Consider the following 15234-nt stretch of genomic DNA (forward strand, 5'->3'; position numbering starts at 1 on the left):
ATGGCCCGGCGCTACCAGGAACGATGCCGGGGTAGCGCCGGGCCACGCCCGGCGAGACGGCGAAGGATGCACGGGTAGCGCCGGGCCATGCCCGGCGAAGCGGCGAAGGATGCAACGGTAGCGCCGGGCCATGCCCGGCGAACCCTATGCCTCAACCCTTCATCGTGCCCGTATCCAGCCACCGCTGGTGCCAGGACAACGCTTCCGGCAGCAGGTGCGGGGTGTGCTTGCCATAGCTCTCACGGCTGGCGCGGTCGAAGTAGTCCTGCAGCTGCGGGCGGAAATCCGGGTGCGCGCAGCGGTCGATCAGCACCTGCGCACGCTTGCGCGGGGTCAGGCCGCGCAGATCGGCCAGGCCCTGCTCGGTGACGATCACCGAGACATCGTGTTCGGTGTGGTCGACGTGGCTGGCCATCGGCACGATCGCCGAGATGGTGCCGTTCTTCGCCGTGGACGGGCTGAGGAACGCCGACAGGAACCCGTTGCGGGCAAAGTCACCAGAGCCGCCGATGCCGTTCATGATCCGCGTGCCCATCACGTGCGTCGAATTGACGTTGCCGTACAGGTCCACCTCGATCATGCCGTTCATGCCGATGCAGCCCAGCCGGCGCACGAGCTCGGGATGGTTGGAGATTTCCTGCGTGCGCATGATGATGCGCTCGCGGTAGAAGTCGATGTTCTCCTTGAACGTCTCGTTGGCCTGCGGGCTCAGCGCGAAGCCCGTGCACGAGGCATAGCTCAGCACGCCGTCGCGCAGCAGGTCGAGCATGCCGTCCTGGATCACCTCGGTGAACGCGGCCAGATCACGGAAACCACTCCTGGCCAGGCCTGCCAGCACCGCATTGGGGATATTGCCCACGCCGGACTGCAGCGGCAGCAGGTTCGGCGGCAGCCGGCCGTGCTTCACTTCGTGCTTGAGGAAGTCGATCAGGTGCGCGGCGATCTGCTCGCTGGTCGCATCGATCGGGCTGAACGGGCTGTTGCGGTCCGGGCCGTTGGTGCGGACCACCGCCACGATCTTGTCCGGGTCGCAGCGCAGCGCGGTATCGCCGATGCGGTCGTTGGCGTTGACCAGCGGAATCGGCTTGCGATGCGGCGGCAGCGCGGTGCCGTAGTAGATGTCATGCATGCCATCGACGCCGGCCGGCTGCCACTCGTTGACCTCGACGATCACCTTCTTCGCCAGGTCCAGCCAGGTCTTGTTGTTGCCGACCGAGGTGGACGGCACCAGCGAGCCGTCCTCGCGGATGGCCGAGACTTCCACCACGGCGGTGTCGATCTCGCCGTAGAAGCCGAACCAGACGTGCTGGGCGACGTGGCTGAGGTGGATGTCGATGTAATCCAGCTTGCCTTCATTGATGCGGTTGCGCGCATCCGGGTCGCTCTGGAAGGGCATGCGCATGGCGATGCCATCGGCCTTGGCCAGCGCACCGTCCAGCTCCGGCGCGGTGGAGGCGCCGGTCATCAGCTTGATCTGGAAGGGCTGGCCCTGGGCATGCACCGCTTCGATGCGGCGCGCCAGTTCCACGGGGACGGCCTTGGGATAGCCCGAGCCGGTAAACCCGCTCATGGCCACGGTTTCACCCGGCTGGATCAGCGCGGCTGCGGCCTCGGCGGAGACCACGCGGTCGCGGAGACGCGCGTTGGCGATGCGATCAACAGACATGACGACAGTGTTTCTGGGGGGAGCCTCGATTATCGGCCATCCCCCGGCGTACGGGGGGGCTACCTTCGTGGAATGGCTTTTCGCGGGCGGGGCTATCCATACCCGCCGGTTCTGTTTTGCAGTGCAGCGTGCAAAGTCCTTTCGCAGCCCGCAGGATGGCCCTGCATCCCGACGTGGGGGAGGGAGCAGAGCCCGCTGGCAGTTCGCTGCAAGCGGGCTTTTTTATTGCCCGCTGCCCAGGATGAATGCGCGCGATGGACGGCGGCGCAGCGACTTCCCGCCGTTGGCAAAGGCGCCCGGCGCCGCGAGAATCAACGCATGACCCTCGCCCCCGCCGAACTGCCCGCCGCGCTGCAGCCCCTGGTTGATCGTGCCCTGTCGCGCCTGGCCCAGGTGGTTCCGGAACCGATCCCGGCCGACCTGCGGCCCCTGCTGACCCAACTGGCCATCGCCAGTGACTTCGCTCTGGACACGCTGGTGCGGCAGCCCGGCCTGTTGTCGCAATTGGCCCTGCCGGAGTGCCCGCCGTTGCCGGCGCCGGTGCTCGACCCGGTGCAGCCCGGCGAATGGCCGGCGCAGCTGCGGCGTTGGCGTGCGGCGATGTCGACCCGCCTGGTCTGGCGCGATCTGGCCGGGTTGGATGACGTGGCGCAGACCCTGGCCGGCGCCACCGCCCTGGCCGAAGACTGCCTGCGGCTGGCGCTGGACGCCCTGCAGCAGGAATTCGCACAGCGCCACGGCGTGATCCGTGATGACGAGGGCCGCGTCGAGCAACTTGTCGTATTTGGCCTGGGCAAGCTCGGCGGTGGCGAACTCAACTTCAGCTCCGACATCGACCTGGTCTACGCCTACCCGCAGGGCGGTGAATCGGACGGACCGCGTCCGCTGGCCGCCGAAGAATACTTCGCGCGGCTCGGCCAGCGCCTGGCCAAGCTGCTGGATGAAACCACCGTCGATGGCTTCAGCCACCGCGTCGACCTGCGCCTGCGCCCGTTTGGCAGTGCCGGCCGCGTTGCGCTGTCGTTCGCTGCGATGGACCAGTACTTCCAGCGGGAGGGCCGCGACTGGGAGCGCTACGCCTGGTTGAAGGCACGTGCCGTGGCCGGTGATATCGCCGCCGGTGAGGCGTGGCTGCAGACGCTGCGCCCGTTCGTCTATCGACGCTATCTGGACTTCACCGCGCTGGACGGACTGCGCGAGATGAAAGCTGCGATCACGGCTGAAGTCGCCCGCCGCGAACTGCATGAAGACATCAAACGCGGTGCCGGTGGCATCCGCGAAATCGAATTCCTGTGCCAGGCACTGCAGCTGATCCGTGGCGGCCGCGAACCGGCCCTGCGTGAACGTCGCCTGCTGGTGGCGCTGCAGGCGCTGGTGGCGGCGGGCCAGATCGCGCCCGAAGACGGCGCATCGCTGGAGCAGGCCTACCTGTTCCTGCGCCGCCTGGAGAACCGGCTGCAGATGCTGCGCGATGCGCAGACGCATGTGCTGCCCAGAGATGCGATCGACCGCGAGCGCATCGCCCTGGGCCTGGGTTACCCGGATTGGGAGGCGCTGCGCGCCGCACTGACCGTGCAGCAGCAGCGGGTCAGCACCGAGTTCGCTGCATTGCTGGCACCGCGCAAGGGCCAGGCGGCGCCGGACGCGCTGGCCAACTACTGGCGCAGCCTGCCGGGTGGCAGTGACGCGCCGTTGCTGGCCGAAGCCGGTTTCCTCGATGCGAACGGCGCCGATCAGTCGCTGCGCGATTTCGCGCAGAGCACCGGCGTGAAGTCGCTGTCCGACGCCGCGCGCGCGCGGCTGGACCGCGTGCTGCCGGCGCTGCTGCACGCCGCCACGCGCTCGCCGCAACCGGATGCCGCGCTCAAGCGCGTACTCGGCCTGCTGCAGGCGGTGCTGCGCCGGACCAGTTATCTGGCCCTGCTGGACGAACAGCCCAGTGCGCTGGCGCGGCTGGTGGATGTGCTGGCGCGCAGCGCGCTGCTGGCCGAGCGCCTGGCGGCCTATCCGTTGCTGCTGGACGAACTGCTGGACGTGCGCGTGTCCGGCCCGATGCCGGATGCGGCCGGCATGCTGGCCGAATGCCAGCAGGCGCTGACGGTCGAAGATCCGGAAGCCGCGTTGCGCTGGCTCAACGAAACCCGGTTGGCCCTGAGTTTCCGCATGGCGATGGCCACGCTGGACGGCCGCCAGGGCGCGGTCGACAGTACCCGCCAGCTGGCCGAACTGGCGCAGGCGGTGGTGGTCACGGTGCTGGCCATGGCCGAGTCCGACATGCAGGCCGCGCACGGGGGCATTCCCGGCGGGCGCTTTGCGATCATCGGCTATGGCAGCCTGGGGGGCCTCGAACTCGGCTTCGGTTCCGATCTGGACCTGGTGTTCCTGCACGACCATCCGGCGGGCGTGGAGGCCAGCGATGGCGCGCGCGCGCTGGAGCCGGGACGCTGGTACGCGCGGCTGGCACAGAAGGTGATGGCCCTGCTCGGCGCGGTCACCGCCGCCGGTCGGCTGTACGACATCGACGTGCGCCTGCGGCCGGACGGCGGCAAAGGCTCGCTGGTCTCGTCCCTGGCCAGTTACACCGAATACCAGCGCGAACGCGCGTGGACCTGGGAGCATCAGGCGCTGGTGCGTGCGCGCGGCGTGGCCGGTGATGCCAGCCTGCTGGCCGACTTCGAGCAGGTGCGTGCGCAGACCCTGGGCCGTGCACGCGACCCCGCCACCCTCTATGCCGATGTGCTGAAGATGCGAGGGCGCATGCGCACCGAACTGGACCGTAGCGATGCCGCGCGCATCGACCTGAAGCAGGGCGCCGGTGGCGTGGTGGACCTGGAGTTCCTGCTGCAGACCGGTGTGCTCGAGCGCAGTGCACACGTACCGGCGCTGCTGTCACCCCGCGACACGCCGTCATTGATCGATGCACTGGCCGCAGCGGAATTCCTGCCGGTTGCCACCGCGCAGGCACTGCACGCTGCGCATGCCACGCTGCTGGACGTGGGCCTGGCCTGCACGCTGGACCGTCGCCCGCGGCTGGCACCGACCACACCGGCCATTGAAGAGGCCTGTGCAGCGATCAGTGCGGCCTGCCGGGCGGCCGGCCTGCCGTTCGGCTGATCGGCAGCGAGGCCGCCGGGCATGGCCCGGCGCTACCGTTGCGTTTGTTTGGATAACGCCGGCATGGCGTAGCGCGTTTGTTCGGGTAGCGCCGGGCCATGCCCGGCGGAATCACCGCGCGCTTTCCGCGCGCAGCGGCGCCATCTTCCACAGCAGCGCGCGGAACGGCGCCAGCAGGCACACGCCGATGGCCAGCTTCACGGCCAGATCGCCTGCCGCCCAGCTCACCCACGGCAGACTGGAACCGGCAAAGGCGATCGACCAGAAGATCGTGGTGTCCACCGTCGCGCTGCAGGTGGTGGCTACCATCGGCGCACGCCACCAGCTGCCCCGGCGCAGGCGGTCGAATACGGTGATGTCCAGCAGCTGCGCCACGATGAAGGCCGAGCACGATGCGATGGCGATGCGCGGCGTCGCCACCCAGACCGACAACAGCACCGCCACCGCGAAACCGATCCAGGCCACGCGCCGGGCGGGTCCCGGGCCGAAGCGGCGGTTGATCAGATTGCTCACCAGGAACGCGACGGGATAGCTGAACGCACCCCAGGTCAGCCAGTCGTTGATCGGGTACTGCACCAGCACGTTCGACAGCAGCACCACCGCGCCCATCGCCAGCACGGCCAGCACCAGGGCGCGCGGGGTCAGCGGGGCAAAAACGGGGGCGGGACGCACGGACATGGCGAGCCAGGAGGACAAGGGGAATCGCCCATTATCCGCGCGGCCAAAGGCAAATCCAAAACCACCCGTTCAGGAACACACCAGCCGTCAACGGTGGGGCGTTACCCCAATGCCAGCCGCGCCCTGACCTCGGCGGCGATGCGCGCGGTTTCGCGCAGCGGCTCGATGCGGTCGTACTGCCAGTCCAGCCAGCGTGTCTGCAATCGCCCGCGCTCGTGCAGCTGCAGCTGGAAGCGCGCCAGCCGCCCTTGTACGGTATCGGCCAGCGCCACCATCACCGGCATGCGCGTGGCGCAGGCTTCAGAGAGCAGGTTCACCGAATCGGGCGATACCACCACACGGTTGGCCCAGCCGAGCAGGCCGCCATACGGATTCACCCCGTCGCCGCCGTCGCCCCAGATCACGTGCGGCAGGTCGGCGAAGGTCGCGCGCAGGATCTCGGCCAGTGCCGGCGGGGTGCGCCGCGAGGTGGTGGCCAGCAGGCTGCCGCCTTCGCTGCGGATCTGCGCGGCCAGGGCGCGGAACACACCGACCATCGCCGTTTCGTCCCACGGCGCCAGCGGCGTCGGGCCGCCCACCAGCAGTGCAGTGCGCGGACCGGGCAGGGTGCTGAAGCCGGCGAACGCGGCCCGTCCCCAGGCCAGCCAGTCGTCATCGACCGGGTTGAGGCTGCCGATCAAGGTCAGCACATTGCTGCCGCGCAGGCGATCATGCTCGGGTACCACCACCACGTCCCAATGCCTGGCGCCGATGCGCGGGTCGAGGATCTGCACCACCTGCGTGCCGCGGGCGCGCAGCACGCGCAGCGCACCGGCGGCTTGGCGGCCACAGCCGATCGCCAGCGCAGGGGGCTCGGCAGCCAGTGCCGCGAACGCATCGCCGTAGCCGTTGGCATCCCCGGGCAGGCGCCGCGGGGTGACCCAGCGCCAGGGCGCCCGAGGCTGTAGTACCACGGGTCGATAGGTGCCCTGGCGCAGCGCCGAGGCCAGCGCGACCGCTTGGCGGACATTGCCTGCACGGCCGTCGGTGACCGTCCACGGTGCGCTCGATCGTTTCACCATTGGCATTAATTCGTTTCAGCCCTGCTGGGTGTTGCAACAGTCGCGACACTCTACACTGCGGCTGGTCGTTTCGCCCCGCGTTGCCCGCGGGCACTGACTCCCCTTCGCCGCCCTGGAGATGCACCGATGTCCCACGCGCTTGACGCCGCCGCACTGGATCAGCTGTTCCGCACCGCCCGCACCCAGAATGCCTTCCTCGACACCCCGGTGGACGACAGCCTGCTGCAGGAACTGTACGAGTTGGTGAAGTGGGGCCCAACCGCGGCCAACGCCAGCCCGGCGCGCTTCGTGTTCGTGAAGTCGGCCGAAGCCAAGGCCAAGCTGGCCCCGGCGCTGTCCGAAGGCAACCATGACAAGACCATGGCCGCACCGGTCACCGTCATCATCGGTTTCGACCTGGATTTCCACGAGAAGCTGCCGTACCTGTTCCCGCACGCCGACGCCAAGTCCTGGTTCGACGGCCCGCAGGAAGGCCGCCACGAGGCCGCCATCCGCAACGGCAGCCTGCAGGGCGCCTACCTGATCCTGGCCGCGCGCGCGCTGGGCCTGGATGCCGGCCCGATGTCCGGCTTCGACCCGGCCAAGGTCGATGAAGCCTTCTTTGCCGGCACCAGCATCAAGTCGAATTTCCTGGTCAACCTGGGGTACGGTGACCCGGCGGGCCTGTTCCCGCGCCTGCCGCGTCTGTCGTTCGACGAAGCGGCGCGCATCGCGTAAGTCGCTGTATCGGTTTCGGGCCCGCCGGTTGCGGCGGGCCATTGCTGCACCCTGTACCCACCCTACGATCCGGAGAGTTCCTCAGATGAGCGCCACCCGTAAACTGCTGCTGCCGCTGGCCCTGACCCTGGCCATCGCCGCCTGCTCCAAGCCGGCCGATACCGCTGCCCCGGCCGCTGATGCCGCCGCTCCGGCCGCCACCGAACAGCCGGCCGCCACCCCGGCTGCCGATGCTGCCGCTGCCGCGCCCGCCGCCGAAGCGATCCAGATCGCCTCGGGCACCTACAAGCTCGACCCGAGCCACACCGACGTGCTGGCGCAGTGGAGCCACTTCGGCTTCTCCAACCCGAGCGCACACTTCGGCAACGCTGAAGGCACCCTGGTGTACGACGCCGCCGACGTGACCAAGTCCACCGTGGAAGTGAAGCTGCCGCTGAGCGGCCTCAACAGCTTCACCGCCAAGTTCGACGAGCACCTGAAGAGCGCCGATTTCTTCGACGCTGCCAAGTTCCCGGCGGCCACCTTCAAGAGCACCAAGGTGGAATCGGCCGGCACCAACAAGCTGACCGTCACTGGCGATCTGACCATCAAGGACATCACCAAGCCGGTGACCCTGGACGTCACCATCAACGGCGGCGGCGAGCACCCGATGGCCAAGGTTCCGGCCGCCGGCTTCGATGCCACCACCACCCTCAAGCGCAGCGATTTCGGCGTGGGCGCCTACGCCCCGAACGTCAGCGATGAAGTGAAGATCCGCATCACCACCGAAGCCACCGGCGAGAAGCCGGCGGCTTGATGCACCCCGCTCACTCGTCGTGAGAAGGCAGAAGGCCCGCTGCGAAGCGGGCCTTCTTTTTTGAGCGCCGGGAACGCGCGTTGGCCGCTACCGGGAACGCGCGCTCAGCGCAGCGCGCCCAGCCACGCTGCACACGCCTCGCTCGGGCTCTGCTTGGCCTTCACCGTCATGCCACTCAACCGCACGAAGGTCTGCGCGGCCTGCGCCACCACCTGACGTGCGATCAACGCGGCCTGCCTGGTCGCCGCCTGCTGCTTGCGCAGCTGCACGATATGCACCGACGGCCGGCCCACCGGCGCGTACTTCTGGTCGCGGCGCAGCACATCGGCCACCTGCGCCACTTCGTACTCGGCCTGCAGGAACCGGTGTTCGGCGTCCAACAGGTCCCGCAGCGGTGCACGCAGGGCGGCCGGATCAGCGAAGGCCGCCAGCGCGCCATCACAGGCGGCGTCGTCGTTGAAGCGGGAGCGCAGCGCATCGACGCCGGCCAAGGTCAGTTTGCCCACAGGGGCCTCGTTGCAACTGGAAAGGAGCGCGATTGTCGCATCTGCCCGGGTCGATCCGCTGCCGGCGTCATGCGCCGCTCCGTGGGACAAGGGGTCTGACCCCGTGGCATGGGCCGAAGAGCCACCGAGGGTGAACCCGGTCCTACAATCGCCTGCTGTTTCATCCACGGAAGGTAAGGCCATGCAGGACGTGCAGTACTGGTTGAACGAATTCTGGGCCGGGTTGAGCGTGCTCGATCTGGCAGTGGGCAGCGTGCTGGGCGCGCTGCTGGGCCTCATGGTTGGACTGGCCGGCTGGTATGCGCTGCGCCGCCGCGGCTGGTTGCAGCGGCGCAGGCGCTGGCATCACTGGCTGCTGGCCAGTTACGCGCTGCTGCTGCCGCTGGGCACCGCCTTCTTCGGCCTGCAGCTGGGTTTCACCGCGGGCGCGCACCGCGCGCTGCTCCAGCAGATGGACCATTTCCAGCCGCATCTGCAGACGCTCGTGGCCCAGTGGAGCCACGGGTTCACCGACTCGCTTGACGACCCGCGCATGCGCGATGCGCTGCACAGCGAAGGCACGGTGGGCGATGTGGCCGAGGCGGTCGCCTCGGCCTACCTCAGCGAACACCCGCTGCCGGTACTGGATCGCCTGGGTGACGGCGTACTGGCACGCGCCAGTGGCTGGGTGATCGGCAAGGTGCGCGAAGGCGTGCTGCGCGGCCTGGTGGAAGACACCCTGGTGGACAAGGCCGGTGTACTGGGCGTGGAGCCGACGGTGGTGCGCGAAGCGCTGACGATGCGCGTGGACGAACTGCTGCACACCCGCGGCGTGTTGCGGCTGGTGAAAGCGCAGATCAATGGCATGATGCCGGGCGTGTATTTCGGCCTGCTGCTGCAGTGGCTGGTCGTTGTGCTGCTGATGGCGCTGGAAATCTGGGCCGCGCACCGGTTCGGATGGCGACAGGAGCGCATGCCGGTGGCTGCCTGCTGCAGAGCCGGGCCATGCCCGGCTCACGCAGACTGAGGGCTGCGCGGCGCGCTCAGTCGCCGTCGGTATCGTCCGGGTGCGCCTTCCAGTAGCCGGTCGAGCGGATCCAGTCGCGCGGCACGCCCAGATGGCCTTCGATGAACTTGCGCATCATCCGTGCGCGACGCGATTCGGTGGCGATCCAGTAGAACGTGTCGCCCTCCGGTGCCTCGAAGTCGGTCAGCATGTCTTCCAGCAGCGTGCTGCTGGCCGCCGGGAAGCCATTGCGCTCCAGCCAGTGAATCTGCACGTTCTCGTACTGCGGCAGGTCCTGTCGCTCGGCTTCATCGCTCACTTCGATGAAGGCCTGCACCTCGGCGCCCTCCGGCAGCACATCCAGCCAGCGGGCAATGGCCGGCAGCGCGGTTTCATCGCCAATCAGCACGTAGGCGTCGTAGCTGTCGGCCACCACGAACGAGCCGCGCGGGCCGCCGATCACCAGCGTGTCGCCCGGCTGCGCCCGTTCAGCCCACGGCCCGGCAATGCCCTGGTCGTGCAGCACGAAGTCGATGGCCAGTTCGCCGGCGTCGTGGTCCCACCAGCGTGGGGTGTAGTCGCGTGCCGGAGACGGCTGCTTGCCGTCCGGGTAGCTGCGGCCTTCGGCCGTCAGCACCGGCAGCACCATTTCGCCGCTGGCGTTGGGGAAGAACAGCTTGATGTGGTCGTCGGCGCCGGGCGAATCGAAGCCGGCCAGATCATCGCCGCCCAGCACGACGCGGCGCATGTGCGGGGTGACCACCTCGGTGCGCAGCACCGTCAGTTCGCGGAATCTCACATCCAGGCGCAGGCGCGCGTTGTGATGCTCAGTCATGGGAATACCTGTAAAGGTGTCGCGCAGGGGGCGCGGCGTAGGGGGAGACCTGGCTGGAGTCAGTCTGGCTGGGTCGTTGAAGAGGTGGGCTCGCTACCGGTGGTGCCGTTGATCAGTGCCGATGCCTGCGACAGCAGCGCCGCCACCTGCTCGGCCTCGCCTTCGGCCCAGCGGCCGTGGTGATGCACCAGCGCCCGCTTGAAGTCACGCAGGGCGCTGGCCAGCGGCGGCGGCAGCGATGCCTTGGTGATCTCGCGGGCGCGATCGAAGGCCCGTCGCTGGGCCAGGCGCACCTGGGTGCGCTGCACCTTCAGCTCGAACTCGCCGGCGGCGGTGATGCGGAACACCCGGCGGCCATCCACTTCCTCCGATGCCACCCAGCCGGCCTGCTCGAAGCTCGCCAGCAGCGGGTACATGGTGCCGGCGCTGGGTGTGTAGGCCTGCAGGAACTGGTTGCTGATCAACTGCATCAGCTCGTAGCCATGGCGCGGCTGCTCGCCGATCAGGGCCAGCACCAGCAGGCGCAGGTCGCCCCGGCTCAGCACGCGTGGCTGGCCATGGCGGCGGGGCACGGCCGATTCGCTGGAACGGGTTCTGGGGGAAGGGGAGCGGCTCATTTCGATATATCGGTAACGAGTATCGAAACGATATATCGATAGGGCAGGCGCCGGCAAGCATCGATCCGGCCACAACCGTGCCGCGTTTGGGCCACGTACACAGAAAGGGCGCCCTTGCGGTGCGCCCCGGGGACCACTGTGGAAGGGAGCGAGGCAGCCAGACGGCGGGCCGTTGCGGCAGTGCCAACACTCGCCGTCACCTTGCGCGGCCGGCGCAGCTCGGTCCAGAGCCGGGCGCGACACCGCATCAGTCATTCAGCTGCGGTGCCCCCGGCGTAGGCCCACACGCGGTCGGCCGTGCCCTACAACGGTCATCGCCCTGGGTAACACTTCGTTCTGCACATGCGCCAGGCGGGCAATCGCGACGTGCCCGAAGCGGTCCAAGGCCCGCCGCAGCGGCCTGCAGCGCGCCTGCTGGCCCGCCGAAGACAGGCGGGACATGCCTTGCGGACACTGGCTGCATGCGTCCATACGCCAGCGTAGCCAAGTGACGAAAGCCCTTGGTGCGCTACACTTTGCGGTCTAGATATCTATACAACAGTCGCGCGCGTGCGTGCGGTTATGGGAGCGCTAATGAACTGGTTGAACGAGGTGCTGAACAACGACCCGAATCCTGTGGAAACCCAGGAGTGGATCGAGTCGTTGAAGGCCGTTATTGATGTCGAGGGCTCCGAGCGCGCGCATCAGCTGCTGGAAGGCATGGTGGAGCTGACCCGTCGTTCGGGCGCCTACCTGCCGTTCTCTCCCACCACCGAATACGTCAATACCATCGAGCCGCAGTTCGAGGCCAAGAGCCCGGGCAATGCCGAGCTGGAATGGCGCATCCGTTCGATCATCCGCTGGAACGCGATGGCCACCGTGGTCCGCGCCAACCGCAAGCCGGGCGACCTGGGCGGCCACATCGCCTCGTTCGCCTCCGGCGCCACCCTGTACGACGTGGGCTTCAACCACTTCTGGCGCGCCCCGAGCGACAACCACCCCGGCGACCTGCTGTTCATCCAGGGCCACAGCGCCCCGGGCATCTACGCCCGCGCCTTCCTGGAAGGCCGCATCAGCGAAGAGCAGCTGGACAAGTTCCGCATGGAAGTGGACGGCGGTGGCCTGTCCTCCTACCCGCACCCGTGGCTGATGCCGGACTTCTGGCAGACCCCCACCGTGTCCATGGGCCTGGGCCCGCTGGCCGCCATCTACCAGGCGCAGTTCATGCGTTACCTGGAAAACCGTGGCCTGATCGAGAAGTCCGACCGCAAGGTGTGGTGCTTCATCGGCGACGGCGAGTCCGACGAGCCGGAAACCCTGGGTGCCATCGCCCTGGCCGGCCGTGAAGGCCTGGACAACCTGATCTTCGTGGTGAACTGCAACCTGCAGCGCCTGGACGGCCCGGTGCGCGGCAACGGCAAGATCATCCAGGAACTGGAAGGCGTGTTCCGCGGCGGCGGCTGGAACGTCATCAAGCTGCTGTGGGGCGGTTACTGGGATGCCCTGCTGGCCAAGGACACCAACGGCGTCCTGAAGAAGCTGATGATGGAAACCGTCGACGGCGAATACCAGAACTGCAAGGCCTTCGGCGGCGCGTACACCCGCGAGCATTTCTTCGGCAAGTACCCGGAGACCGCCGCGATGGTCGCCGGCCTGTCCGACGACGACATCTGGCGCCTCAACCGCGGTGGCCACGACCCGCACAAGGTGTACGCCGCCTACCACCAGGCCGTGAACACCAAGGGCATGCCGACCGTCATCCTGGCCAAGACCGTGAAGGGTTATGGCATGGGCAGCGCCGGTGAAGCGCTGAACCCGACCCACCAGACCAAGAAGCTGGACGACGAAGCCGTCAAGCACTTCCGCGACCGCTTCAACATTCCGGTGACCGACGAGCAGCTCAAGGACGGCCAGGTGCCGTTCTACAACCCGGGCCCGGACTCGCCGGAAGTGCAGTACCTGCAGGAGCGTCGTGCCGCCCTGGGTGGTTACCTGCCGCAGCGCCGCCGCAAGGCCGACAAGAGCTTCAACGCACCGAAGCTGGAAACCTACGAGCGCCTGCTGAAGAGCAGCGGCGAACGCACCTACTCCACCACCATGGCGTTCGTGCAGAGCCTGAACATCACCCTGCGCGACAAGGAGCTGGGCCCGCACATCGTGCCGATCGTGGCCGACGAAGCCCGCACCTTCGGCATGGAAGGCCTGTTCCGCCAGATCGGCATCTACGCGCCGTTCGGCCAGAAGTACAAGCCGGTGGACGCCGACCAGCTGATGTTCTACCGCGAAGACCAGAGCGGCCAGGTGCTGCAGCAGGGCATCAGCGAGCCGGGCGCGATCAGCTCGTGGATGGCCGCCGGTACCAGCTACTCGGTCAGCAACGTGCCGATGCTGCCGTTCTACATCTACTACTCGATGTTCGGCTTCCAGCGCGTGGGCGACATCGCTTGGCAGGCCGCCGACATGCGCACCCGCGGCTTCCTGCTGGGTGGCACCGCCGGCCGCACCACGCTGAACGGTGAAGGCCTGCAGCACGAAGATGGCTTCAGCCATCTGGTGGCCGGTGGCATCCCGAACGTGCGCAGCTACGACCCGACCTTCGGCTACGAAGTGACGGTGATCCTGCAGCACGGCACCAAGGCGATGATGGAAGACCAGGTAGACGAGTACTACTACCTGACCCTGATGAACGAGAACTACGCCCACCCGGACATGCCGGAAGGCGCAGCCGAGGGCATCGTCAAGGGCATGTACCTGCTGACCGACGCCGGCAAGCCGAAGAAGGGCGAACTGCGCGTGCAGCTGCTGGGTTCGGGCACCATCCTGCGCGAAGCCATCGCCGCCGCCGAGCTGCTGGACAAGGACTTCGGCGTGACCGCCGATATCTGGAGCTGCCCGAGCTTCAACGAACTGCGCCGCGACGGCTTCGATGTGGAGCGCCACAACCGCCTGCATCCGGAAGGCGAGCAGCGCAAGGCCTACGTGACCGAGCTGCTGGAAGGCCGCCAGGGCCCGGCGATTGCCGCTACCGACTACGTGCGTGCGTATGCGGACCAGATCCGCGCGTTCGTGCCGATGAGCTACACCGTGCTGGGTACGGATGGTTTCGGCCGTTCGGATACGCGTGCGAACCTGCGTCGCTTCTTCGAGGTTGACCGGTACTACATCGCGCATGCCGCGATTGCGGCGCTGGCGAAGGAAGGGAAGATGACCGCGAAGGATGTGGCCCGGGCGATCAAGCAGTACAAGATTGATCCGGAGAAGGCTAATCCTGTTGGGGTTTGATTGATTCTTTAGGACTGCGAGCGCAGATGTTTCGCTTGCCTTGTACCGACGCCCACTTGGCTTGAGTCAAGTGGGCGTCGTATGTTTGGGGCAGCTATTCTCAGCATCTGAGACATGAACGTTTTTAGATATGCCGCAAGTTCCACCCGCAGAGCTATCAAGTGGTCTGAGATTCATACGATGTCAAAGAAGAAGATAAAAGTCATTGACCTATTTGCCGGTGCCGGTGGATTGGGAGTCGGTGCTCATCAAGCTGGCAGCGACGTAGTTGCAAGTGTGGAGTTGGACGCGATCGCGTGCCAAACGCTGAGATTGAACTCTTCCATTCACGGCAAGGTCTTTGAGGCTGATGTCTCGGACCTTTCTGCCGATAGTTTGCTGAAGACCGCTGGTGTCGGTAAGGATGACTTTGTCATAGTGGTTGGCGGCCCCCCATGCCAACCATTCTCCAAAGCAGCTTATTGGACAGAAGCCGGTGAAGATGCCGCGTACCGGCGTGCTCGTGCCAACGGGCTTGCGGCAGAAAAGCCTCTTGCTAATACGAAAGTTAAGGAGGATTCCAGACGTGATCTGGTTAAAGAGTTCTGGCGCATTGTTCGGCAATCCAATGCGGATGGATTCGTATTTGAAAATGTCCCGAGCATCAAGCATCCAAGGAATAAGCCTGTCTACGATGCGCTAATTAAAGCCGCGAAGGATGCTAAGTATTTCGTTACAGAACTGGTTGTTAAGGCCGTCGAGTATGGCGTCCCACAGGCCCGGGAGCGAGTCGTTGTCCTGGGGTCGAAAGTGAAAACCCCGGAAGCCCCCGCCATAACTCACTCGGCAGATGAGAGCTTGGGTCTCCTGCCAATTGTATCGGCGGGAACGGCTTTAGCTCCATTTGCGGGTCCCGAGTTCTTTGAGCCGGAAGAAGTCGTGAGTGGTCGCTGGGCTAAGCATCTAGAAGAAGTTCCTCCAGGTTGGAACTACAAGGCTCATACCGCGTGGGCAGGACA

At 66.9% G+C, this 15234-nt stretch carries 12 protein-coding genes; 6 read left to right on the forward strand and 6 right to left on the reverse strand.

The annotated features are described in order from the left end of the window. Positions 1-151: 151 nt before the first annotated feature. Entirely contained in the window at positions 152-1666 is a 1515-nt protein-coding gene (locus QMZ25_RS16350) for an acetyl-CoA hydrolase/transferase family protein (protein ID WP_128988074.1), read from the reverse strand. A gap of 318 nt (positions 1667-1984) precedes the next feature. Here QMZ25_RS16350 and glnE point away from each other — a divergent pair, with 318 nt between their 5' ends. Next, positions 1985-4780, forward strand: coding sequence for a bifunctional [glutamate--ammonia ligase]-adenylyl-L-tyrosine phosphorylase/[glutamate--ammonia-ligase] adenylyltransferase (glnE, locus tag QMZ25_RS16355; protein ID WP_283219950.1), 2796 nt, complete (start codon positions 1985-1987; stop codon positions 4778-4780). Positions 4781-4891: 111 nt separating this feature from the next. On the opposite strand, the gene QMZ25_RS16360 is transcribed toward glnE, so the two are convergent. Both QMZ25_RS16360 and QMZ25_RS16365 read right to left on the reverse strand, forming a co-directional pair. Continuing rightward, on the reverse strand, positions 4892-5458 hold the full coding sequence (locus tag QMZ25_RS16360; RefSeq protein ID WP_053520117.1) for a queuosine precursor transporter: 567 nt from the start codon (positions 5456-5458) through the stop codon (positions 4892-4894). A gap of 101 nt (positions 5459-5559) precedes the next feature. Continuing rightward, positions 5560-6519, reverse strand: a complete 960-nt coding sequence (locus QMZ25_RS16365; protein ID WP_283219951.1) for a mitochondrial fission ELM1 family protein — start codon at positions 6517-6519, stop codon at positions 5560-5562. A gap of 126 nt (positions 6520-6645) precedes the next feature. On the opposite strand from QMZ25_RS16365, the gene QMZ25_RS16370 reads away from it, so the two are divergent. After that, positions 6646-7236 (forward strand): malonic semialdehyde reductase, encoded by a 591-nt coding sequence (locus tag QMZ25_RS16370; protein WP_053520115.1) that lies wholly within the window; start codon positions 6646-6648, stop codon positions 7234-7236. An 85-nt stretch (positions 7237-7321) separates the two neighbouring features. Further along, entirely contained in the window at positions 7322-8032 is a 711-nt protein-coding gene (locus QMZ25_RS16375) for a YceI family protein (RefSeq protein WP_074902043.1), read from the forward strand. 104 nt (positions 8033-8136) lie between these two features. Here QMZ25_RS16375 and QMZ25_RS16380 read toward each other — a convergent pair whose 3' ends face one another. After that, positions 8137-8538, reverse strand: a complete 402-nt coding sequence (locus QMZ25_RS16380) for a hypothetical protein (RefSeq protein ID WP_111186627.1) — start codon at positions 8536-8538, stop codon at positions 8137-8139. Positions 8539-8719: 181 nt separating this feature from the next. On the opposite strand from QMZ25_RS16380, the gene QMZ25_RS16385 reads away from it, so the two are divergent. Further along, positions 8720-9544: a hypothetical protein gene (locus tag QMZ25_RS16385; protein WP_283219952.1), complete on the forward strand. Its 825-nt coding sequence runs from the start codon at positions 8720-8722 to the stop codon at positions 9542-9544. Between the two features lie 16 nt (positions 9545-9560). Here the strand turns inward: QMZ25_RS16385 and QMZ25_RS16390 are convergent, their stop codons facing one another. Together QMZ25_RS16390 and QMZ25_RS16395 are read right to left on the reverse strand one after the other, a co-directional pair. Then, positions 9561-10358 carry a siderophore-interacting protein gene (locus QMZ25_RS16390; protein WP_053520112.1) on the reverse strand — a complete coding sequence of 266 codons (798 nt, stop codon included), beginning with the start codon at positions 10356-10358 and terminating at the stop codon, positions 9561-9563. A 59-nt stretch (positions 10359-10417) separates the two neighbouring features. Continuing rightward, positions 10418-10975 (reverse strand): PadR family transcriptional regulator, encoded by a 558-nt coding sequence (locus QMZ25_RS16395; protein WP_053520111.1) that lies wholly within the window; start codon positions 10973-10975, stop codon positions 10418-10420. 573 nt (positions 10976-11548) lie between these two features. On the opposite strand from QMZ25_RS16395, the gene aceE reads away from it, so the two are divergent. Together aceE and dcm are read left to right on the forward strand one after the other, a co-directional pair. Further along, positions 11549-14236 carry a pyruvate dehydrogenase (acetyl-transferring), homodimeric type gene (gene aceE / locus QMZ25_RS16400; protein ID WP_065175416.1) on the forward strand — a complete coding sequence of 896 codons (2688 nt, stop codon included), beginning with the start codon at positions 11549-11551 and terminating at the stop codon, positions 14234-14236. A gap of 180 nt (positions 14237-14416) precedes the next feature. Beyond that, on the forward strand, positions 14417-15234 hold an 818-nt coding region (gene dcm, locus QMZ25_RS16405; RefSeq protein ID WP_283219953.1), incomplete at its 3' end, for a DNA (cytosine-5-)-methyltransferase.

It is taken from the genome of Stenotrophomonas sp. RS-48 (assembly GCF_030053245.1).
GTDB classification, from domain to species: domain Bacteria; phylum Pseudomonadota; class Gammaproteobacteria; order Xanthomonadales; family Xanthomonadaceae; genus Stenotrophomonas; species Stenotrophomonas maltophilia_P.

What these genes read in the sequence shown, in the direction of transcription:
- QMZ25_RS16370 (WP_053520115.1), top strand. Translation starts at nt 6,646, where the DNA reads ATGTCCCACGCGCTTGACGCCGCCGCACTGGATCAGCTGTTCCGCACC.
- QMZ25_RS16365 (WP_283219951.1), bottom strand. Translation starts at nt 6,519, where the DNA reads ATGGTGAAACGATCGAGCGCACCGTGGACGGTCACCGACGGCCGTGCA.
- QMZ25_RS16350 (WP_128988074.1), bottom strand. Translation starts at nt 1,666, where the DNA reads ATGTCTGTTGATCGCATCGCCAACGCGCGTCTCCGCGACCGCGTGGTC.
- QMZ25_RS16360 (WP_053520117.1), bottom strand. Translation starts at nt 5,458, where the DNA reads ATGTCCGTGCGTCCCGCCCCCGTTTTTGCCCCGCTGACCCCGCGCGCC.
- QMZ25_RS16385 (WP_283219952.1), top strand. Translation starts at nt 8,720, where the DNA reads ATGCAGGACGTGCAGTACTGGTTGAACGAATTCTGGGCCGGGTTGAGC.
- aceE (WP_065175416.1), top strand. Translation starts at nt 11,549, where the DNA reads ATGAACTGGTTGAACGAGGTGCTGAACAACGACCCGAATCCTGTGGAA.
- QMZ25_RS16395 (WP_053520111.1), bottom strand. Translation starts at nt 10,975, where the DNA reads ATGAGCCGCTCCCCTTCCCCCAGAACCCGTTCCAGCGAATCGGCCGTG.
- QMZ25_RS16375 (WP_074902043.1), top strand. Translation starts at nt 7,322, where the DNA reads ATGAGCGCCACCCGTAAACTGCTGCTGCCGCTGGCCCTGACCCTGGCC.
- QMZ25_RS16390 (WP_053520112.1), bottom strand. Translation starts at nt 10,358, where the DNA reads ATGACTGAGCATCACAACGCGCGCCTGCGCCTGGATGTGAGATTCCGC.
- glnE (WP_283219950.1), top strand. Translation starts at nt 1,985, where the DNA reads ATGACCCTCGCCCCCGCCGAACTGCCCGCCGCGCTGCAGCCCCTGGTT.